Raw genomic sequence first — 20,813 nt, 5'->3', positions numbered from 1 at the left:
GTTTTAAACTTACTTTACGCCACATCGACCTTGTCGATTTTACGATATGAAAGATAACTAATAAAAATTCCTAATAAACAGAGCACAATTGGGATAGCTATAAAACTATAAAAACTTACTTGATTGCTTCCAATGTTACTGTTCATTATCATCCCGATTATTACTGCAGAAGTAATTGTTGTTGGTGCCGATTTCTTTCTCATCCCAAAAAATAAAGGAATTAAACTTATACCAGATATCATAAATGCATTTATAAAAGTAGCTGGAACGGTAGCTATTATTTCACCTATCGTAACAGGCGTTTCAATTACTCCCATCATTGGATTCATAAAAAATATGAGCAAACTAATAATGAAAGTAGCAATAATCATGCTCACAAAACAAAAACTAAAAACAATTGTTAACTTCGCCCTCATTAACATTTTTCTTTGCAATGGATACATAAACAGTAGTTGCATTGTTTTGTTCTTATACTCATCAATTACTAACCGTGATAAAATGACCGAACTAAAAATTAGAAATGTCATCCTAATAAAGATGTTTGCTAAGGTCATATATTTTGTGAAATCAGTGAGCGCCGCATCTACTTCACCTTTCACTCCTAACCCCATAAAACTTACTGCAACAAAAATTGCTATAATACAAATCGTTACCCCTTTAAAGTAACTAGATAGTTGATGTTTCTTCCATTCGAGCTTCATTAACTTAAACATATAAACCGCGCCTCCATTCTTTATATAACTGTCTCTACACTGCTAACATTCTAATTCCAGCAGTAACGAAGCTTAACATTCCTATCACTAGTAGAATTAACAACCATTTCCGCTCTGGTTTTCTATAATATAAAATCCCACTTATGAACATTACGATCAATCCGCTTACTAGATTCACTAACAATCCATTAAGCATGAATGCCCTCTCCATCCATTACATTTAAGAAATATTCCTCTAAGGAACTATGTTTCTTATTAATACTTTCAATTTCTACATCGTTCATAATAAGTGCTTTTGAAATAGCTTGCTGAGACGCTGCCGTATCATACACACGAATCATGTTTCCACTCATTATTTTGTAATTTTTTATACCGAGTTTATCTTCTAAAATATAAGCTGCCCGTTTCACATCAGGAACAGTGATTTCAATGTACTCTGTTTGTTTTCCATTAATACTCTTCATTGAAACTTCTTTTATTAGTTTCCCATTTTGAATAACGCCAATTGTATCTGCCATTTGTTCCATCTCGCCTAAAATATGACTAGAAACTAATAAAGTAATGCCATATTCTTTGCAGAGCATTTTAAATAAATCTCGCAATTCTTTAATACCAATTGGATCTAAACCGTTAATCGGTTCATCTAAAATAAGTAGCTCTGGTTTTGTCATAATTGCCCTTGCAATACCGAGTCGTTGTTTCATCCCTAATGAAAAATCTTTTACTTTTTTCTCATCTATACCGTGCAGTTTTACTAAATTTAAAGCATGCTCAATGGCGTTCTTATCGTAATAGCCCATATATTCACAATGTAATTCTAAGTTTTCCTGCGCCGTTAGTTTCTCATAAAAAACCGGATATTCAATAATTGTCCCCATTCTTTTTAATACTTCATAAGATGTGTCTGTTAACTTCTCACCGAAAATTTCAATATCACCACTCGTCGGTTTTATTAAATTTGTGATCATTTTCATAATCGTTGTTTTACCTGCACCATTCGGTCCTAAGAAACCGTATATCTCTCCTTTTTTCACATGCATGTTAACGCTAGAAATAACTTCTTTCCCCTTAAACACTTTCGTTAGCTGATTCGTTTTTAATATATATGTCATGTCATTTTCTCCTTTCGCACTACTTTATACTTCTATAATAGACAACGGAAATCTCTTTTTTCTTACCCGTTTCTTACAAATTCCTTACGCTGAAAAAAAGCTTGTAGAATCTACTGCTCTACAAGCTAAAACTGCATTTTTGTTAATACAACTGTAAAAGCCGTTTTTTCATACGGCTTACTAGAAAGATGAATTTCTCCATCCATCGCCTCCACAAGCCTTTTCGTAATCGTTAACCCTAAACCGCTACCTTGGTACAATCTATTTCTGGAGTCTTCAAGTGTATACATACGCTCAAACACTTTATCAATATGAGTCTCATCAATTCCTTTTCCCGTGTCCCATACGTCTATATACACACTCGTTTCATCATCTCTTAACGTCATACCGAGCATCTTTCCATCGTCTCCATATGTAATCGCATTTGATATTAAATTATTCAATACCCTGCCTAATACTTCTTCATTTCCAAGTGCATATATATTTCTTTCCGGTATATCAATATGAACTTGAAAACCTTTCGCTGTCACCAAATCATAAAAGGATAAAATTTTCTCACGACAAACTTCATTCATATTGACTTTTGTTATCTCAATTGCTTTGTCACCTGATTCTAATTTTGCTAAATCAAAAAACTTATGAATCAGTTCCATGACTTCTAATGTTTTCACATGCACCTTTTCAAGTAATACTTGCTGTTCTTCTTTTTTTATCGTTTTATCCTCATTTAACATTTCTGTATATCCAAGAATAACTGTTAGTGGTGTTTTTAAGTCATGTGAAATATTTGAAAGCATTTTTCTCATCGAAATTTCTACTTTCGCGTGATCTGCATTCGTTTTCTGCTTTGCATCTAATAAATGATTAATTGCCACTAATAACTTTTGTAATTCTTGATCATCTGTCATAACGAGTAACTTCTCACCTGTTTTTTCATTCACAATACTTTCCAACTTTTCATATGTGTATCGTAAATTTTTGCTACTAGTTTTTCTCATTTTATATTGTATGTAAATGATACATATCAATATAAAAATAATGCCCATTAACAAATTGACCATACTACATCACTTCCAGCTTATAGCCGATGCCCCATAACGTTTTAATATATTCTGGATTAGATGGATCATTTTCGATTTTCTCACGCAATCTTCTCATATGAACATTAATAACATTATCATCACCGTAATACTCTTCATTCCAAACCAACGTATATATTTGTGCTTTCGTAAATACACGATTTTGATTCTTTACGAACAGTTTTAAAATCTCAAATTCTTTTAAAGTAAGTTTGAGAGGCTTCCCATTTTTCTCCACAGTAAAGTTGATTGGATCTATGGTTAAATCACCAATCCGAATCATTTTTTCGGTTGTTTCTGTCGCTGAATATTTCGTAGATCTTCGAATACCTGCTTTTACACGTGCAGCCAATTCAATCATCGAAAATGGCTTACAGATGTAATCATCTGCTCCAAGTCCTAATCCAACAGCTTTATCAACATCTGTATCTTTTGCTGACATCATTAAAACCGGAACTGCACTCTTCTCACGAATAATACGTACAACCTCTAATCCATCTAACTTCGGCATCATGATATCGAGGATAACTAAATCAAAAGGTGATTTAAAAAAGGCTTGCACCCCTTCTTCTCCATCAGACGCAATTGTAACTTGAAAGCCTTCTTTCATTAAATATTTTCCCACCATCTCTTGAATTGAGATATCATCTTCAACTAATAAAATATGATGTGACATATGTCTATCCCCTTTTTTACAAACATTAACATTTTAATTGTATCGTAACGAATGAACACTGTGAAGAATTATATGAATTTTCAAACCAACTTCCCTTCCTTCCGTAACAATGATATGATGAAATTTACTACGATAGTTCATAATTAACTTTATATAAAGGAGACTTATCATGTCAGAAAACAAAAAAGTAAGCTTAGCTGATTTAATGCGTGAACAACTTGCAAAGAAAAAGCAAGGTAACGGTAATGGTCAAAATGCCAAAAACCAAAGCCAAGAAACGAAAAAATTACAAAACCAACAAACGAAGAAAACAAACAACCAACGTAGACGTACAGGTGTATAAATGAACGGACAAAAACGTTCTAATATCGCACCAGGTCTTGAAGTTGATATTGTATTAAAACAAGATCAGCGAACGGGCAAACTAACACGTGGAATTGTAAAAGATATTTTGACAAACTCCCCTTCTCATCCGCATGGCATTAAAGTGCGATTACAAGACGGGCAAGTCGGTAGAGTACAAAATATCGTCCAATAAGAAAAGGAGCTCAAGTAAACTCGAGCTCCTTTTTGTTTATTAGCCTTTAATTTTCTCGATGAAAACTACTTTTAAATAGTCTCCTTCTTTAAATTGATCGATTGTACGGAAATCTTCTGGTAAAGAATGTTCTTCTAATATTTTATATTTGCCATTCATTTCTTTAAATGCTGTATCGATAAAGCCTTTAAACTTTTTCATATCGAACGCACTACAATTTGTAGAAGCAACGATAATCCCGTTATTTTCTGTAATGGCAATTGTTTCTTTTAATAAGTTTTTATAATCTTTCGCTGCACTAAATGTATATTTTTTTGAGCGGGCAAAGCTTGGAGGGTCTAGTACGACCATATCAAATTTCATCTTTTTCTTAGCTGCATATTTGAAATATAGAAATACATCTTCTACAATAATATCTTGTGCTTCATAATCAATTTCATTTACACTAAACTGCTCAATCGTTTTACTTAAACTACGATTTGCAAGGTCGACACTCGTCGTTTTGCTCGCTCCACCAAGCGCCGCAAATACAGAGAAAGCACCTGTATAAGAGAACATATTTAACACGGTTCTTCCCTTTGCATATTTATCACGAATTTGTTTTCGAACGTTTCGTTGATCTAAAAATACACCAACCATTGCTCCGTCATTTAAATAAACCGCAAAGTTCACACCATTCTCTTTTACAATAAGCGGGAATTCACCGCGCTCTCCTGCTACGAAATCATCACCTTCAATGTATTTCCCTTTCGTATCAAAACGCTTTTTCTCATAAATACCTTTAAAGTTTGCTACTTTTTGAAGAGCTGCTATAATCTCATCTCTGAAAGTATAAATCCCTTCACTATACCAACTTACTACATAATAGCCGTCATAATAATCGATGATTAAGCCCCCAAGCCCATCACCTTCACCGTTCACAACACGGAATGCTGTCGTATCACTTGATTTGTAAAATTGCTTTCGTTTATGTAAGGCAGATTTTATTTTACTTTCAAAGAAAGATTGATTAATTTGTTCACTCTCTTTTCTCGTTAAAATCCAGCCGTACCCTTTATTTTGTTTTCCATAATAGCCTTTTCCGATGAATTGGTTCTTCTCATCTACTACTTTAATAATTGTCCCTTCTTCTCGGACATCATTTAAGTTTTGAATTGCATCTTTTAAAATAAGCGGATATCCACTTTTAATTTCTTTTATAAATTTCGGTTTTATTTTTATCGTTACTTCTGATCGCATGTAATGTCTTCCTTTCCATTTGAATGCTTTCTAATTTGTAGGAAGCATGTAAAAAACGAGACTGAAAAACAGCCTCGTTTCACTATACCATATTATTGCTTTGCTAGTACAACTCACTCATTCTCTCGCTTAACCCCACATATTTACTACACTTTGAAATGGAAATCTTACTGTCTAACATAATAGAAAAAATACTTATTTATTTCACATTTACCATTGACATTGATAATGATTTTCATTATCATTTAATGTATATGAGTTCTCGAAAATAAAGGTTACACTTATAGGAGGAATAAAACATGATTATTGTTACAAATACAGCTAAAATTACAAAGGGAAATGGACATAAATTAATTGATCGTTTTAATAAAGTAGGTCAAGTCGAAACGATGCCAGGCTTTTTAGGATTAGAAGTTCTTCTAACGCAAAATACAGTTGATTATGATGAAGTAACAATTAGCACACGCTGGAATGCAAAAGAAGATTTCCAAGGTTGGACGAAGAGCCCAGCATTTAAAGCTGCTCACTCACATCAAGGCGGGATGCCAGATTATATTCTTGACAATAAAATCACTTACTACAATGTTGAAGTTGTACGTATGCCAATGGCTGCAGCACAGTAAACATATTTCTTTTTTAAAGTATAGAATATGAGAAGCATTACCGCCCCTCATATTCTATACTTTTTTCTTTACTGTCTTTTTACTAGTTTCGCATGCACTACTAATCTCCCTGCTTCTGGATCAAGTGCATAGTCACATGTCGAAAGTGTTATAATTTCATCGTTAGCCGTCAATTCCGTATCCGTTTTGTAAAGTGATTTATCTTGAATTTGCTTTAAGAACGCTGTATACGCTGCATCGCTTTCAAAATCCGTTTCAATGTAATAAAAATCCGTCGTTGTCGTATATACTGAAAACACTTCAACGTCGTATCCTTCAAATAATGTATCATAATACAATTTACGATGGGACATGAAGAAATCTTCATCCAACATCTTTTTTAAGCTTCCAAACATAGAACCGTCCTTCATACGATGACCATATAAAATTGTATTTCGGTTTTGAGATTTCACATCATTACGATAATCCATAAAAATACTTCCCGCTCTCATATCCTCGCCTTTGTAATTACGAAATAAATAGTAATCATTATCCTTCGCTTGAACGATTGGATAATTGATTTGTGTATCATCCATCGTAATCCATCCAACTATTTCTGGATTCATTTTTTGGAGAGCTTGAAACTGTTTACGTACTTCCCCATCTTCTGATTTTTCTTCCATTGGACTTCTCTTATAAATATGTTGCGCTTCAGCCATTACTTTACGATTTTCATAATAATCCATGAAAATCCCACCCAATTCATACATTGAATAGAAAAAGATTCCTAAAAATACAATTGTAAGTATTCGTTGAAAAAAAGAATTCTTTTTCCGTTCTTTCTTACTATTCAAATTATCACCTCAAAACGGATTATGCTCAGCCTTTAAATTCCCATTGGTACCATGTATAACCCTGTATCTTCATCTTGTTTTACAACGACATCTACACCATATATTGCTTTAACCATTTCTTCTGTTATTACATCATTAGGATTGCCTTTCGTAACAATCTCCCCATCTTTCATAACGATAATATGATCACTGTAACGAATAGCTTGATTAATATCATGTAGTACCATTACAATCGTTAATCCATACACTTCATTTAACTCTTTCACTAACTCTAATATTTCTAGCTGATAATAAATATCTAAATATGTTGTCGGTTCATCTAAGAAAAGCATTGGTGTACTTTGAGCTAATGTCATCGCAATCCAAACTCGCTGTCTCTCTCCGCCCGATAAAGCATGAATTGGCTTTTCACGTTTACTTTGCAAATTCGTACATGTTAATGCACGCTCAATTGCTTCTCTATCTTCATCAGTTTGCGAAGAAAAAACATTTTTATATGGCATACGTCCAAAGCTTATTAGTTTTTCCACTGTAATATCTGCTGGTGCCTCATTTTGCTGATGGACAACAGCTAACTTTCTAGCAAACTCTTTCGGTTTATACTCACTAATCGCTTTCCCATCAAGTATTACTTCTCCACTATTAGGAGCATGATTTCTAGACATAACACCAAGTAATGTTGATTTCCCGCAACCATTTGGACCAATGATTGTTGTAATTTTCCCAATTTCTATTTCACTACTAACAGACTTTAAACGATTTGTTACATTATCGTATGAAAAGGTTACATTTTTAATTTCCATGAACTTTATCACTCTTTCTAAGCAAGAATATTAAGAATGGCCCACCAATGACCGCCATAATTGTTGCTGCTGGAATTTCATTAGGTGGCACAATTAACCTTCCAATCGTATCCGCCGTCAAAATTAATAACGCTCCTGCAAGTGCAGAAAATGGAATCAACACTTTATGGTCTGAACCAACTAGTTGTCTTGAAATGTGCGGAACAAGTAATCCAACGAAAGCAATGACTCCTGCAATCGCTGTTGATACTGCCGCTAAAAGTACTGCAATGGCAGAAATAATAAGACGAACTCTCGTCACGTGCAAACCTAAGTTTTTCGCAGTCTTATCTTGTAGTGATAATAAGTTACACCAAGCTCCTACAAACAGTGCAAGAACAAGACCAATTGTTCCATACGTAACCATTATTTCTACATCGCCCCACGTCTTCATCGTTATGTTGGAAGTCGTCGTTTGCTTAATACTCTTAATGAAATATCCGCAAATCGTAATGAACGATTCATTTAATCCAGTGAACATTGCATTAATAGCTATACCAACTAAAATAATGCGAAGTGGACTTAGCCCTGACTTCCATGAAAAAGCATAAACGAGATAACATGCAAACGCCCCACCTAAAAAGGCGAATACTGGTGTCCAGAAAAAGAATTGCGGGAATAACGTAATAATAACAAGTGTCATAAAACTTGCTCCTGAAGATATACCAATCACTCCAGCATCAGCAAGTGGATTTTTCATAACAGCTTGAAAAAGCACACCTGAAACAGCAAGAGCCGCCCCAGTGAACAGCGCAATAATAATACGCGGGAAACGTAAATCTTTAATTACTTCAACATCTTCATTGGCCCCTGTAAATATTCCTTGCACAAGCTCAACAATCCCTATTTCTAAACTTCCTTTCATTGCTGACAATGATGTCATAACAATAAGCAATACAGTAACAATGAAGAAACTCCAAGTTTTTTATTCATTCCACTCTTCCTTTATATAAAAATGCATCACGGATACATCATTTTTTTCAATTCATCTAATGCTTCAATAGCCGCTAAATTACCTGTCGTTCCAAATAAACGCTCTTCTAAATCGTAAACACGGTTATTTTTAACTGCAGCGAAGTGTTTCCAAATGTCATTTGTTTTAAATTCTTTATCGAACATTTTTACGACTTCATCAGGCATACCATGTGCCGCTCTTAAAATAATGTCTGGATCGGCTTTCTTTAAATACTCTGTATTAGAGGCTAAATACTCTACTTGTTCACCTTGTACAATATTTTTACCACCTAGTTGTTTTACTAAATCTCCAATATAGGAATGTTCTGTCGCTACTAAGTAACTTCCCGGTACACCCAATAAAATAAGTACTGTCGGTTCTTTCTTACCCTTTACTGCTTTTTGAATCTCTGCAACCTTGTTATCTAACTTAGTTACAACTGTTTCCGCTTGCTTCTCACGTCCATATTTCTTACCTAAATCGCTAATTGAATTTTGCATATTTTTCAAACTCGTTAAATCTAAAAAGTTTGCTTTCATACCTACACCATCAAAAACTGGCTTTAATTCATATTCAAGTGTTGTCACAGATAACACTTCTGATGGCTTTAATGATTTTGCTTTTTCCATATCTGGACTCATTGGGTTTCCAACTTCCGGTAAGCCTTTATATCTCTTTGGTAAATCTTTCGTACTTGTTGGTACACCAACTAAATCTACTTCTAACGCATCCATAATTTCAGTAACAGCGACTGTCGTTGCAACAATCCTCTCTTTACCTTCACTCTTTACCTGCTTCGCTGTTTCTTTTTTAGGTGACGAGCACCCAGCTATACTCACTAATAAAATGATAGCCATTAGTACACTTGCAATTTTCTTCACTCTCAATCACCACTCCTTTCCAAACAATATGAAACAAGTCTTGATGCGCCCGAAAACGCATCAAGACTCCAAAAATTACAATCTACCAGCTCTATATTTACGAACTAGTAAAGCAAGTGAACCTAGCAGTAGCACCATGTATAAACCAAGCTGTGCTGTATCTGCAGTTTTTGAGTTTTTCTCTTTTTTCGCATCATTATTTGTAGCTTCGTTTTTCTTTTTACCATCTGCATTTCGGTTAAAATCAGGAGTTCCTACTGTTTTTACATTATCTACTTTCGGTGTAGTTACTGGATTTTTCGGATCATTCTTTGGATCTTTTTTTGGATCCTCTTTAATCGTTCCTAGCGCACCAATATTATTTGTATCAAATTGGATTTGTACATCGTAGAAATGATGGTAGTTCATTTCGTTAATATCTACTTTTACTTTTGCATTTAATTTTGCAAATAAATCACTTACTTCAAATTGCACCACTCTCGTATTTGCATTTTTATCTTCGCTCACTATTTTCGCATCAGCAAATAGACCATTGTTTTCTGTTTGGAATTTCGTAATCCACGCACTATTTTTCAGCGTCATCTCAATGTACTTTTTACCATCTTTAACGATTAATTTTGCTGGATGTACAGTATAGTCATGCATCTTTGAAAGTTCATTTGTTTTGTCTTTTAACACTTTAAATGGAATATCGTATTGACCATCTACTAAATTTTTCGGATCAACGATTACTTTCGGCTTATTATCTCCGCCTTGGTTATTGTTTCCACCTTGGTTGTCGTTGCCACCTTGGTTATTGTTTCCGCCCTGGTTGTCATTTCCACCTTGGTTATTGTTTCCGCCTTGGTTGTCATTTTCACCTTCGTTATTGTTTCCGCCTTCGTTACCTAAAACTTTGATACTATTTTGATCAAATACAAATTGAACATCGTAGAAATGGTGGTAATTCATCGCATCAATATCTACTTTTACTTTTGCATTTAATTTTTTTGATAAATCATCTACTTCTAGTTCTACTACCTTTGTGTTTTTCTCTTTGTTTTCGCTTAACGCTTTCGCGTCAACGAAAGAACCATTTTTTTCATACTCAAACTTCGTAATCCACGCACTATTCGTTAATGTAAACGATACATACTTCTTACCATCTTTTACTTTTAATACACCTGGATTCTTTGTATATGTGTTCATGATTGAAAGTTCATCGGTTTGATCTTTTAAAACTTTAAAACCAATACTATATTCACCATCTTTAAGAGCTTTTGGATCAATGGTTGTGTTATCGCCCTGGTTGTTGTTTTCACCTTGGTTGTTGTTTCCACCTTCGTTGTTGTTTCCGCCCTGGTTGTTGTTTCCGCCTTCGTTGTTATTTCCACCTTCGTTGTTGTTTCCGCCCTGGTTGTTGTTTCCACCTTCGTTGTTGTTTCCGCCCTGGTTGTTGTTTCCACCTTCGTTGTTGTTTCCGCCTTGGTTTTCACTTCCGCCTTCGTTGTTGTTTCCGCCTTCGTTGTTGTTTCCACCTTCGTTGTCTACTGGCTGAATGCTATCTTTATCAAATGCAAATTGAATATCGTAGAAATGATGGTAGTTCATTGAATCGATATCTACTTTCACTTTTGCATTTAATTTTTTTGATAAATCTCCAACTTCCACTTCCACTACGCGTGTATCAGCTTTCTTATCTTCACTTAATACACTTGCATCAATAAACGAACCATTTTTCTCGAATTCAAACTTTGTAATCCAAGCACTATTCGTTAACGTAAATGACACATACTTCTTACCATTTTGTACTTTTAACACACCTGGACTTTTCGTATATGTGTTCATCATTGAAAGTTCATCGGTTTGATCTTTTAAAGCCTTGAAATTGATACTGTATTCGCCGTCTTTAATTGTTTCAACATTCGGCTTCTCTACTTCTGGTTTCTTATCGCCGTCTGGTTGCTTTTCTTCATTTTTAATTGGCTCAAGTTTTTCTTGATCAAATTGAAGTTGTAACTCATGCGTTTGTTTATAATTTCTTGATGCCACTTCAATAAATACTTTTGTATTTATTTTTTTAGATAAATCATCTACTTCGAATTCTACAATTCTTGTATTTTTTTCTGCATCTTCACTCACTACTTTTGCATCAACAAATGCACCGTTTTTTTCTGTTTGGAAATTTTTAATTGATGAGATATCTTTTAATGTTACAAGTGCTTTTTTCTTACCATTTTCTACTTTTAATACCGCTGGACTTACCACACTATCTTTCATTCTAGATTCTTCATTTGTCTTATCTTTCAACACTTTAAATGGAATACTGTACTCTCCATCTTTAATTGTTTCTACCTCTGGCTTTTTATCACCGTCTGGTTGTTTTTTGATTGGCTCAAGTTTTTCTTGATTAAATTGAAGTTGTAACTCATGCGTTTGTTTATAATTTTTTGATGCCACTTCGATAAATATTTTTGCATTTAACTTTTTAGATAAATTGTCTACTTCGAATTCTACTACTCTTGTATTTTTCTCTTTATCTTCACTTACTACTTTTGCATCAACAAATGAACCATCTTTTTCCGTTTGGAAATTTTTAATTGATGCGTTATCTGTTAACGTTACAACCGCTTTTTTCTTACCGTTTTCTACTTTTAATACTCCTGGATTTACCATGTAAGTATTCATTCTAGATTCTTCATCTGTCTTATCTTTTAATACTTTAAATGGAATGCTGTACTCTCCATCTTTAATTGTGTTAGAATTTGGTTGTTGATCTGAGTCAGGCTTTTGGTCGGGCTTCTGACTTGGATCCGGTTTTTCATTTGGATCTGGCTTATTCGCTGGATCCTCTTTTTCATTTGGCTTTTCTACATGAACCGGTGTAATACTACTTACATCAAATTTAATGCGAACATCAAAAATATGATGATAATTCATCGCATCAATATCTACTTTTACTTTTCCATTTAAAAGGTTTGATACATCTGCTACATCGAATTCTACTACTCTAATATTCTTCTCTTTATTCTCATCAATCACATTCACATCAACAAACTGACCATTTTTTTCTGTTGTAAACTTCGTAATCCATTCACTGTTCTTTAAAGTGAAAGAAACTTTTTGTTTACCATCTTTTACTTTTAAAGTAGCTGGACTTATAACATAGTCATTCATTTTAGATATTTCATCTGACGTGTCTTTAATCACTTGGAAACCAATTGTATATTCACCATCGGCTAGTTTAGTAGCTGCTTGAACTGCAAGAGGTTGTAATGTTGATACGAATGTAAATATCATGAAAAACATCGCAACAACAATTTTAAGATATCTATTCAATGGAATACCGCTCCTTTATTTAGTTTTGACGTACTTTACGAATTAAGAAAACACCCGAAATAAGGAGTAACGCTGCAAATAATCCGATGCGTGCTTCATCACCAGTTTTTGGATTATCTGTTTTTTCAGTTTTACCACTCTCATTCTTTCCTTTGTTTGCCTCTTTGCTCTCTTCTTTCTTCACTTCTTCTTTTACTTTTGTATCTGTTTTTGTTTGATCATTATTCTTTGTTACAGTAGTTGCTGTATTTTCTCCACCTACCGCTTTTACGTTTGCATCAAACGCAAAGCGAATTGTGTAATTATGATCATAATTTACATTTGGTACAACAACATGAATTTTTGCAGCTGCTGGCTTAGATAAATCATCCACTTTAAACTCTACTGTTCTTTTATCCGCCGATTCATCTTTACTAACAACTTTTGCATCAACAAAATTCCCGTTCTCTGGTGCTTTAAATTCTGTAATCCAAGCACTATGATTCATCGGAATTTGTACTCTCATCTCACCGTTTTTTACTACTAATTTTGCTGGCTTTTCAAAATAATCATTGGCCATTGAAGCTGAATTGTTTTCCGCTTTTTGTATCACATAGTTAATATCGTAAGTACCGTCAGCTAATTTTGCTGAAGCTTGTCCGAATGGCACTACAAGAAAAGCTAGCATACATACAAATGTCATAATAAAAGCGGGTAATACAGAAAACTTTCTCATTTCCCTTACTACCTCCTTATTTCCCTTTTATTTTATATTTTTGAAAATGATAATTATTCTCAATATATAAGAAAAAAAATAATCATTTAATCTCTATTTCATGACGAATAACAATATGTAACTTAAGATTTAGTGATTATCATTCTCACTATAGCCCAAAAAAATAATCTATCCCCATAACTCCTTATACAAAGAAGTATTTATTGAACCAAAGTACATTTTAAATATATTGATTATCATTCTCAATGGGATTCAAAAAAATAAAACTTCCTCTATCCTACTATTTATCACCTCTTCTAGCAAAATAATATAGTCACAGACAAGTCCGTCTCTCCTTCCCCTCACTTCCCTTCCAATATTTCCACAACTAAGTCAATCTTAGCCTACTCATAATTTTTTTGTCAACTATATTACGTATAAAATTTTTAATATCTAAATTTCCCTATATGCGGCTTTTTCTACAAAAAAAGAGGCTTCCTTTCATAGGAAGCCTCTTTTCTCTATTTTTCTACAGCAATTTCATGCTTTTGAAACTTAGAAATTATATAACCAAATCCTATACCGATCATACCTGGAACTAACCACCCAATCCCTACACTATATAATGGGATCTTATCTAAAATAGGTGCTAATGCTGCAATTTGAAGATTCGCATTGTGTAATCCATCAAAGAAACTTATTGCAAATGCTCCTACAATACCACCCACGTACATCGCTAATGGAAGACGAACGTAGTTTTCAACGAGTGATAATACGATAAGAACGATTCCAATTGGATAAATTGCGATTAAAATTGGTAATGCTAATGCATTTAACTGAGTTAATCCAAGATTCGCTACCATAAATGCTAATACACAGAAAATGAAAACAACTTTTTGATATGAAAGCTTCGGTAATAAGGAAGAAAAATATTCTCCACAAGCGGCAACAATTCCTACAGAAGTTGTTAAACATGCTGCTGTAATTGCGATACCTAGTAATAAAGTTCCGTAACTTCCAAATAAATGATTCACAACATTTGTTAAAATAATTCCTCCGTTTGCTCCCATTCCAAGAGATACACTAGAAGCTCCAAGGTAAGCAAGCGCTAAATACACAAGTAATAAACCAAGTGCCGCAATAAACCCTGCAAAGATTGTTACTTTCGCAATGCTATTTTTATTTGTAACACCTTTTGCTTTTAAAGCATTAATAACAACATTTCCGAAAACAAGTGCTGCAAGTCCATCTAAAGTTAAATATCCGTCAATAAAACCTTTAAAAAGAGGAGCACTATATACTTCTGTCGGTGCACCAAATTCTCCGATTGGTGTAATAAGTGCTTTCACTACAATAATTGCAATAACAGCTAACAAAATTGGAGTTAACACTTTACCGATGCGTCCCACTAATTTCGAGGGGTTTAAAGCTAAATAGAAAGTTACTGCAAAGAAAATAAATGTAAAGATAACAAGTGGATATGCTTGACCAGCTATCTCACTTGGTAAAAACGGTGCAACACTCATTTCATAAGCAACTGTTCCTGTACGTGGAACACTTACAAATACACCTAAACATAAATAAATTGCAGTGATAAAAACAAGTGCGAATATAGGATGTACACGTCCCGCTAGCTCGTTAATATCTCCCTTTAAGGCTATAACAATTACACCTAATAAAGGTAATCCAACTCCTGTTACGATAAAACCAAACAAGGCGATCCATACATCAGTTCCAGCACCTTGTCCTAACGCTGGTGGAAAAATCATATTACCTGCGCCAAAAAATAGTGCAAATAACATTAAACTTATTGCAAACATCTCAGAAAACTTTAAAGATGATTTCATTTCTACTAACCTCCTAAATGTTTCATTGACAAAATATTCTGAATTCAAATCCGTCACATATCCTCTTTCAAGCATACTTCCCCGTAAAAGAACGCAAAAAACACCCGTCCCTAACAAAGGGACGAGTGTTGAAATCGTGGTTCCACCCTTATTCTAATAAAATGAATTTATAACAAAATAAGCTCATTTTATAGCTCGTGTAAATTGATAACGGTTTTATCCGCCAAGAATTACAATGCATCATGCAGTTCACTCTTGAAGTTTAGAGGTGGTAAATTTGTCTTTCCGTATTAGGAAGCTCACAGCCTAAGGCTTCCCTCTCTGAGAATCGTAAAAAACAACTCATGTCCTCATCATTACTTTTATAAAATATCTTGTCGAAACTTGTTGTTTTTTATTATATGGGCTATTTTTTAAAAAATCAATAGTTTTATTTTTTCTGACAAAAAAATATAGGGAGAAAATTTTTCCTCCCTATAACTGTCCTATTAAAGTGTCTAATTCCTCTGGTGTAATGCTCCGCCATTTTCCTACTTCAAGCTCATTTAGCTCTATATTCATAATGCGCACTCGCTTTAGCTTTATTACAGTAAACCCGAAAGCACGGCTCATTCTACGAATTTGCCTATTCATTCCTTGCGTTAAAACAATGCGAAATGTAGACTGATCCACTCTCGTCACTTGACATCGTTTTGTCATGCCATCTTTAATCTTTACACCACTGGCCATCTCATCAATAAACCAATCTGTAAAAGGCTTATCGACCGTCACGACATATTCTTTCTCATGCTCATGATCTCCGTGTAAAATTTGATTCGCAATCGCGCCATCATTCGTTAATAAAATAAGTCCTTCTGATGCTTTATCTAATCGTCCAACTGGAAAGATTCTCTCTGGATAATTGATATAATCAATAATGTTATCTTCAATATGATCAGCTGCTGTACAAGTAATTCCGACTGGTTTATGAAAGGCGATATACACCTTTTCTCTCTCTTCTTTTGCAATAATCTGTCCATCAATCGTTACAACATCACCATTGCTCACGAGTGCACCGTGCGTACATATTTCGGCGTTAATAGCCACGCGTCCAGCTTTAATAAGGCGATCTGTTTCACGTCTGGAGCAGGATTTTGCTTCGCTTATGTATTGGTTGATTTTCATCTCTTATTCCTTTTCATATAGATTAAAAGCGTCAATCTATGGCAATATCATTCTGCCACGATTGACGCTCGTTTACTTCGCAAAAACAACTAAATAAATAACCCCAATCACCAAAAATATTCCACAACAAGCTAACAATACTTTTGCAAGTTTGTCCATAAACATATAATGGTTTCCCCTTTGTTTCGTTGTTTTCTATTTTAATTCGACAACTGTTACACCTAGGCCTCCCTCGCCCATGTCACCGTAACGGAATGTTTTCACACCGCGGTGCTTCTTCAAGTAATCTTGAACACCTTGGCGAAGCGCTCCTGTTCCTTTACCGTGAATAATTGATACGCGAGGATAGCTTGCAAGCTGTGCATCGTCTAAATATTTCTCAACGCGCACCATTGCATTTTCAAATCGTTCACCACGAAGGTCAAGTTCTAATGAAACGTGATAATCTCTCCCCTTCACACTTGCGACTGCTTTTTTCTCAGTTTGCTTCGGTGTATTAATGTATTCCATATTGGATTCTTTCACTTTCATCTTCAGAATACCGATTTGTACGCTCCACTCTGTATCGCTTACTTTTTCAAGTAATTGACCTTTTTGACCGAACGTTAATACTTTTACTTCATCACCTGCGCGTAATTGTTGTTTCGGCGCAGTGTTTTTCACGTTTACTTTTTGTTTCTTCACGAGCTCTGGTGCTGCGCCTTCTAGACGGCTCTTCGCTTCAATAAGTTCGTGATCTTTCACGTTTGCAAGCTGTGCTTTACGCAATTGACGAAGTTCTTGAATAATACCTTCTGCTTCTTTCTTCGCAGCTTCGACCTTTTCTTCGCCTTCTTTTTGCACTTTTAGTAATCGTTCATCGCGATCTTCGTTAAATTCAACAATTTGACGTTGTAATTCGCGATGAAGTTTTTCAGATTGCTTGCGAAGTGCTTCTGCTTCGTTCCAGTCACGCTCTGCGTTCTTTTGACTTTCTTCTAACTTCGCAATCATATTTTCAATTTTATTTGTATCTGTACTAATATGGTTACGTGCTTGATCAATCACGCGATCAGATAATCCAAGACGCTTCGAAATTTCAAAGGCGTTACTGCGCCCTGGTACGCCGATTAATAATTTATACGTTGGACTTAATGTGTTCACGTCGAACTCAACGCTCGCATTAATAACTTGCTCACGGTTATATCCGTATGCTTTTAATTCTGGATAATGCGTCGTTGCAACAACGCGAGCACCACGATTACATACTTCATCTAAAATTGAAATTGCAAGTGCAGCCCCTTCTTGCGGGTCTGTTCCAGCACCTAATTCATCGAATAAAACTAAGCTTTCAAAATCAGCTTTTTCTAAAATATCAACAATGTTCACCATATGTGAGGAGAACGTACTTAAACTTTGTTCAATCGATTGCTCATCACCGATATCAGCAAAGATATTTTTGAATACACAAATCTCTGACTCATCCATTACTGGAATGTGAAGACCGGATTGCGCCATTAATACACAAATACCAACTGTTTTCAGCGTAACTGTTTTACCACCTGTATTCGGTCCTGTAATAACAATTGTCGTGAAATCTTTACCTAACATAATGTTATTTGGCACAATAATTTCTGGATCAATAAGCGGATGACGTGCTTGTCTTAAATCCATATAGCGCTCGTTATTTACGATTGGTTTCGTTGCTTTAATTCGTTTCGCATAAAAAGCTTTCGCAAAGATGAAATCAAGATTTGCAACTACTTCTACGTTTGATAAAACGATATCGGCTTCTACTGCCACTTCTTCTGTTAACATCAATAGGATGCGTTCAATTTCTTGTTTTTCTTTCACACGTGCTTCTTGAAGCGCGTTATTTAATTCGACAATGACTTGTGGTTCAATAAATAACGTTTGTCCAGAAGCCGATTGATCGTGAACAATACCGCCATATACACCGCGGTATTCTTGTTTTACCGGGATTACGTAGCGTTCGTTACGAATCGTTACAATCGAGTCAGACAGCATCTTTTGTGCGTTTGAAGAACGCGTCATGTTTTCTAACTTTTCACGAATACGGCTTTCCGCAGTACGAATTTGAGTACGAATACCACGCAGTTTATCACTTGCGCTATCGACTACTTCACCGCCATCACCGATACAATTTGTAATTTTCTTTTCTAAGTCATATAAAGATACAATTTGAGCGACATGAGTTTCTAAAATTGGAAGCTCGACACCATTATCAACCATATCTTCAATGAAACGTTTCATATTACGACTACCGTACATCGTATTCGCAATATCCAGTAGTTCATTTGGGCTTAACATACTTCCGATCTTTGCACGCTTCACATTTGAGCGAATATCCGTAATACCACCTAATGGTGCACTACCCTTTAAACGAATGACTTTCGCTGCTTCATCCGTTGTATCTTGCATCTCTACAATCTCTTCAAAATCAGTGCTCGGCACTAAATGCTTCACTTTATCACGACCAAGTGAAGAGGCTGTATGTTCAAGTAATTGTTCTTTTACTTTATTGTATTCTAATACACGCAACGTTCTTTCTAACATGTTGCAGGTCCCCCTTGTATTACTTATTACGTTTAATATAGTCTAATAAACGTTCAATATCCCACGTATTAATCACGTTATCTTTTTGAATCCAACCTTTACGTGCTGCCGCTACACCTGTTTCCATATCTTCTAACATTTCAAGCGTATGAGCATCCGTATTAATCGCTACTTTTACACCAGCATCTTGTGCTTGTTTTAATAATTTCGCGCTTAAATCTAGACGGTTCGGATTCGCATTTAATTCTAAAACTGTATTTGTTTCTTTTGCGAGCTCAATTAATAAATCTGTATCTACATCATAGCCTGCGCGTCGTCCAAGAAGACGTCCTGTCGGATGGGCAATCATTGTGACATGTTTATTCTCTAGCGCAGCGCGAAGACGTTTCATAATCGTTTCACGGTCTTGTGAGAAGCTAGAGTGAATCGCTCCAATGACATAATCTAGTTCTACCAATACTTCGTCATCAAAATCAAGCGAGGCATCCGGTAAAATGTCCATTTCAATTCCGCGTAAAATTGTAATGTCTGGGTACTTCTCATTCATACGTTCAATTTCTTTTGCTTGTTCACGAAGACGCTCTTTCGTTAAACCGTTCGCTACTTTTAAGTATTGTGAATGGTCCGTAATCGCCATAAACTTATACCCACGAGCACGACATGCTTGTACCATTTCTTCAATGGAAAAGGCACCGTCACTCCATGTTGTATGCATATGTAAATCACCTTGTATATCAGAGAACTGAATTAAGTTTGGATACTCTTTAATTAATTCAATTTCCTTTCCATCTTCACGCACTTCTGGTGGGATAAATGGAAGACCGAAATGAGCAAAGAACTCCTCTTCTGTTTCAAATGTCTTCACTTCACCTGTTTCCAAGTTCTCTACACCGTACTCACTAATTTTCTCGCCTTTATCTTTTGCGATTTGACGCATTTTTACGTTATGGTCTTTTGATCCTGTGAAATGGTGAAGAGTTGTAATAAACTCTTCTGGTTTTACTAAGCGGAAATCAATTGAAATATCATATTCATATTGAAGACGAACAGAAACTTTCGTATCACCGCTCGCGATTACTTCAATCATATTATCGAACTGTAATAAATGCTCACGTACCGCTGCTGGCTCTGTCGTTGCAATAATGAAGTCTAAATCCTTCACTGTCTCACGAACTCGGCGCAAGCTACCAGCGCGAGAGAAACGAATTACTTCAGCAATATTCGACAATTTCTCCTCTATTTCCCCGGCAATAGGCAATACCATCGCGATTGGTAAACGCTCTGGACGAGACCCTACTTGATCGATTGCTTCTAATATTTTCTCCTCTGTCTTCTTACCGAAACCTGCTAAAGCCTGTACTTTATTTTCCTCACAAACAGCTTTTAGCGATTCCATATCAACAACACCAAGTTCTTTATATAACTTTGCTACCTTTTTACCACCAAGACCTGGTAGTTTTAATAGCGGTAATAAACTACTCGGTACTTCTGTTTCAAGCTCTTGTAATACTTCAGATGTTCCCGATTCTATATATTCTTGAATAACTGCTGCCGTTCCTTTTCCGATGCCTGGAATCTTTGTAAAATCTTCAATTTCAGAAAGACTACGATCATCACTTTCTAACGCTGCTGCTGCTTTACGAAATGCAGATATTTTAAATGGATTCGCACCCTTCAATTCCATAAAAAGACCAATTGTTTCTAGTAATTTGATAACTTGTTTTTTATTTACTTTCATCATTG

At 35.1% G+C, this 20,813-nt stretch carries 19 protein-coding genes and 1 other annotated feature; of the genes, 3 read left to right on the top strand and 16 right to left on the bottom strand.

All coding sequences use genetic code 11. The features are described 5' to 3' along the window. Positions 1 to 14: 14 nt before the first annotated feature. The 5 genes from EUC40_RS04340 to EUC40_RS04325 all read right to left on the bottom strand — a co-directional run bounded on the left by EUC40_RS04340 (position 15) and on the right by EUC40_RS04325 (position 3,580). Positions 15 to 713: an ABC transporter permease gene (locus tag EUC40_RS04340; RefSeq protein ID WP_156573840.1), complete on the bottom strand. Its 699-nt coding sequence runs from the start codon at positions 711 to 713 to the stop codon at positions 15 to 17. 34 nt (positions 714 to 747) lie between these two features. Further along, entirely contained in the window at positions 748 to 909 is a 162-nt protein-coding gene (locus tag EUC40_RS26880) for a hypothetical protein (RefSeq protein WP_167520142.1), read from the bottom strand. Next, complete coding sequence (locus EUC40_RS04335) at positions 902 to 1,825, bottom strand: ABC transporter ATP-binding protein (RefSeq protein WP_156573838.1); 924 nt, start codon at positions 1,823 to 1,825, stop codon at positions 902 to 904. Before EUC40_RS04335 ends, EUC40_RS26880 begins: the two co-directional genes overlap by 8 nt. Positions 1,826 to 1,950: 125 nt before the next feature. Further along, on the bottom strand, positions 1,951 to 2,886 hold the full coding sequence (locus EUC40_RS04330) for a HAMP domain-containing histidine kinase (RefSeq protein ID WP_156573836.1): 936 nt from the start codon (positions 2,884 to 2,886) through the stop codon (positions 1,951 to 1,953). Position 2,887: 1 nt separating this feature from the next. Next, positions 2,888 to 3,580 carry a response regulator transcription factor gene (locus tag EUC40_RS04325; protein ID WP_156573834.1) on the bottom strand — a complete coding sequence of 231 codons (693 nt, stop codon included), beginning with the start codon at positions 3,578 to 3,580 and terminating at the stop codon, positions 2,888 to 2,890. A gap of 169 nt (positions 3,581 to 3,749) precedes the next feature. Here EUC40_RS04325 and EUC40_RS26875 point away from each other — a divergent pair, with 169 nt between their 5' ends. Further along, entirely contained in the window at positions 3,750 to 3,923 is a 174-nt protein-coding gene (locus tag EUC40_RS26875) for a hypothetical protein (protein ID WP_001293578.1), read from the top strand. Next, positions 3,924 to 4,118 (top strand): YwbE family protein, encoded by a 195-nt coding sequence (locus EUC40_RS04320; protein WP_001014310.1) that lies wholly within the window; start codon positions 3,924 to 3,926, stop codon positions 4,116 to 4,118. A 39-nt stretch (positions 4,119 to 4,157) separates the two neighbouring features. Here EUC40_RS04320 and EUC40_RS04315 read toward each other — a convergent pair whose 3' ends face one another. After that, entirely contained in the window at positions 4,158 to 5,357 is a 1,200-nt protein-coding gene (locus EUC40_RS04315; protein ID WP_071710424.1) for a class I SAM-dependent rRNA methyltransferase, read from the bottom strand. 299 nt (positions 5,358 to 5,656) lie between these two features. Here EUC40_RS04315 and isdG point away from each other — a divergent pair, with 299 nt between their 5' ends. Further along, positions 5,657 to 5,980, top strand: a complete 324-nt coding sequence (isdG, locus tag EUC40_RS04310; RefSeq protein WP_156573832.1) for a heme oxygenase — start codon at positions 5,657 to 5,659, stop codon at positions 5,978 to 5,980. 68 nt (positions 5,981 to 6,048) lie between these two features. Here isdG and srtB read toward each other — a convergent pair whose 3' ends face one another. From srtB to polX, 10 genes are all read right to left on the bottom strand, one after another. Further along, positions 6,049 to 6,813, bottom strand: coding sequence for a class B sortase (srtB, locus tag EUC40_RS04305; protein ID WP_071710422.1), 765 nt, complete (start codon positions 6,811 to 6,813; stop codon positions 6,049 to 6,051). Between the two features lie 32 nt (positions 6,814 to 6,845). Then, the gene (locus EUC40_RS04300; protein WP_000403752.1) at positions 6,846 to 7,616 is read right to left on the bottom strand and encodes an ABC transporter ATP-binding protein; all 771 of its coding nucleotides are present in this window, start codon (positions 7,614 to 7,616) and stop codon (positions 6,846 to 6,848) included. After that, a complete protein-coding gene (locus tag EUC40_RS04295) occupies positions 7,606 to 8,538 on the bottom strand; it encodes a FecCD family ABC transporter permease (RefSeq protein ID WP_156573829.1) in 933 nt (310 codons plus the stop codon). The genes EUC40_RS04300 and EUC40_RS04295 overlap by 11 nt, the downstream gene beginning before the upstream one ends. 77 nt (positions 8,539 to 8,615) lie before the next feature. After that, the gene (isdE, locus tag EUC40_RS04290; protein WP_156573827.1) at positions 8,616 to 9,497 is read right to left on the bottom strand and encodes a heme ABC transporter substrate-binding protein IsdE; all 882 of its coding nucleotides are present in this window, start codon (positions 9,495 to 9,497) and stop codon (positions 8,616 to 8,618) included. Between the two features lie 69 nt (positions 9,498 to 9,566). Further along, on the bottom strand, positions 9,567 to 12,779 hold the full coding sequence (locus EUC40_RS04285) for an NEAT domain-containing protein (protein WP_156576912.1): 3,213 nt from the start codon (positions 12,777 to 12,779) through the stop codon (positions 9,567 to 9,569). 49 nt (positions 12,780 to 12,828) lie between these two features. Then, positions 12,829 to 13,524, bottom strand: a complete 696-nt coding sequence (isdC, locus tag EUC40_RS04280) for a heme uptake protein IsdC (RefSeq protein WP_071710417.1) — start codon at positions 13,522 to 13,524, stop codon at positions 12,829 to 12,831. Positions 13,525 to 14,024: 500 nt separating this feature from the next. After that, positions 14,025 to 15,350 (bottom strand): branched-chain amino acid transport system II carrier protein BrnQ6, encoded by a 1,326-nt coding sequence (brnQ6, locus tag EUC40_RS04275; RefSeq protein ID WP_156573823.1) that lies wholly within the window; start codon positions 15,348 to 15,350, stop codon positions 14,025 to 14,027. A 114-nt stretch (positions 15,351 to 15,464) separates the two neighbouring features. After that, positions 15,465 to 15,716: a binding site (T-box leader), on the bottom strand. A gap of 108 nt (positions 15,717 to 15,824) precedes the next feature. Beyond that, positions 15,825 to 16,514 carry a 23S rRNA pseudouridine(2604) synthase RluF gene (locus EUC40_RS04270; protein WP_156573821.1) on the bottom strand — a complete coding sequence of 230 codons (690 nt, stop codon included), beginning with the start codon at positions 16,512 to 16,514 and terminating at the stop codon, positions 15,825 to 15,827. Between the two features lie 195 nt (positions 16,515 to 16,709). Then, positions 16,710 to 19,070, bottom strand: a complete 2,361-nt coding sequence (locus EUC40_RS04265) for an endonuclease MutS2 (RefSeq protein ID WP_000893727.1) — start codon at positions 19,068 to 19,070, stop codon at positions 16,710 to 16,712. 19 nt (positions 19,071 to 19,089) lie between these two features. Continuing rightward, positions 19,090 to 20,808: a DNA polymerase/3'-5' exonuclease PolX gene (gene polX / locus EUC40_RS04260; RefSeq protein ID WP_156573819.1), complete on the bottom strand. Its 1,719-nt coding sequence runs from the start codon at positions 20,806 to 20,808 to the stop codon at positions 19,090 to 19,092. Between the last annotated feature and the right edge of the window lie 5 nt (positions 20,809 to 20,813).

Origin of the sequence: Bacillus luti (genome assembly GCF_009739945.1) — a bacterium.
GTDB lineage: Bacteria > Bacillota > Bacilli > Bacillales > Bacillaceae_G > Bacillus_A > Bacillus_A luti.
Note: the sequence above shows the minus strand (reverse complement) of the source record. Positions and strands in the feature narration are given on the sequence as shown.

Excerpts from the sequence above, each read along its gene's own strand:
- EUC40_RS04340 (WP_156573840.1), bottom strand. The coding sequence starts at position 713 with ATGTTTAAGTTAATGAAGCTCGAATGGAAGAAACATCAACTATCTAGT.
- EUC40_RS26880 (WP_167520142.1), bottom strand. The coding sequence starts at position 909 with ATGCTTAATGGATTGTTAGTGAATCTAGTAAGCGGATTGATCGTAATG.
- EUC40_RS04335 (WP_156573838.1), bottom strand. The coding sequence starts at position 1,825 with ATGACATATATATTAAAAACGAATCAGCTAACGAAAGTGTTTAAGGGG.
- EUC40_RS04330 (WP_156573836.1), bottom strand. The coding sequence starts at position 2,886 with ATGGTCAATTTGTTAATGGGCATTATTTTTATATTGATATGTATCATT.
- EUC40_RS04325 (WP_156573834.1), bottom strand. The coding sequence starts at position 3,580 with ATGTCACATCATATTTTATTAGTTGAAGATGATATCTCAATTCAAGAG.
- EUC40_RS26875 (WP_001293578.1), top strand. The coding sequence starts at position 3,750 with ATGTCAGAAAACAAAAAAGTAAGCTTAGCTGATTTAATGCGTGAACAA.
- EUC40_RS04320 (WP_001014310.1), top strand. The coding sequence starts at position 3,924 with ATGAACGGACAAAAACGTTCTAATATCGCACCAGGTCTTGAAGTTGAT.
- EUC40_RS04315 (WP_071710424.1), bottom strand. The coding sequence starts at position 5,357 with ATGCGATCAGAAGTAACGATAAAAATAAAACCGAAATTTATAAAAGAA.
- isdG (WP_156573832.1), top strand. The coding sequence starts at position 5,657 with ATGATTATTGTTACAAATACAGCTAAAATTACAAAGGGAAATGGACAT.
- EUC40_RS04300 (WP_000403752.1), bottom strand. The coding sequence starts at position 7,616 with ATGGAAATTAAAAATGTAACCTTTTCATACGATAATGTAACAAATCGT.
- EUC40_RS04295 (WP_156573829.1), bottom strand. The coding sequence starts at position 8,538 with ATGACATCATTGTCAGCAATGAAAGGAAGTTTAGAAATAGGGATTGTT.
- EUC40_RS04285 (WP_156576912.1), bottom strand. The coding sequence starts at position 12,779 with ATGTTTTTCATGATATTTACATTCGTATCAACATTACAACCTCTTGCA.
- isdC (WP_071710417.1), bottom strand. The coding sequence starts at position 13,524 with ATGAGAAAGTTTTCTGTATTACCCGCTTTTATTATGACATTTGTATGT.
- brnQ6 (WP_156573823.1), bottom strand. The coding sequence starts at position 15,350 with ATGAAATCATCTTTAAAGTTTTCTGAGATGTTTGCAATAAGTTTAATG.
- EUC40_RS04270 (WP_156573821.1), bottom strand. The coding sequence starts at position 16,514 with ATGAAAATCAACCAATACATAAGCGAAGCAAAATCCTGCTCCAGACGT.
- EUC40_RS04265 (WP_000893727.1), bottom strand. The coding sequence starts at position 19,070 with ATGTTAGAAAGAACGTTGCGTGTATTAGAATACAATAAAGTAAAAGAA.
- polX (WP_156573819.1), bottom strand. The coding sequence starts at position 20,808 with ATGAAAGTAAATAAAAAACAAGTTATCAAATTACTAGAAACAATTGGT.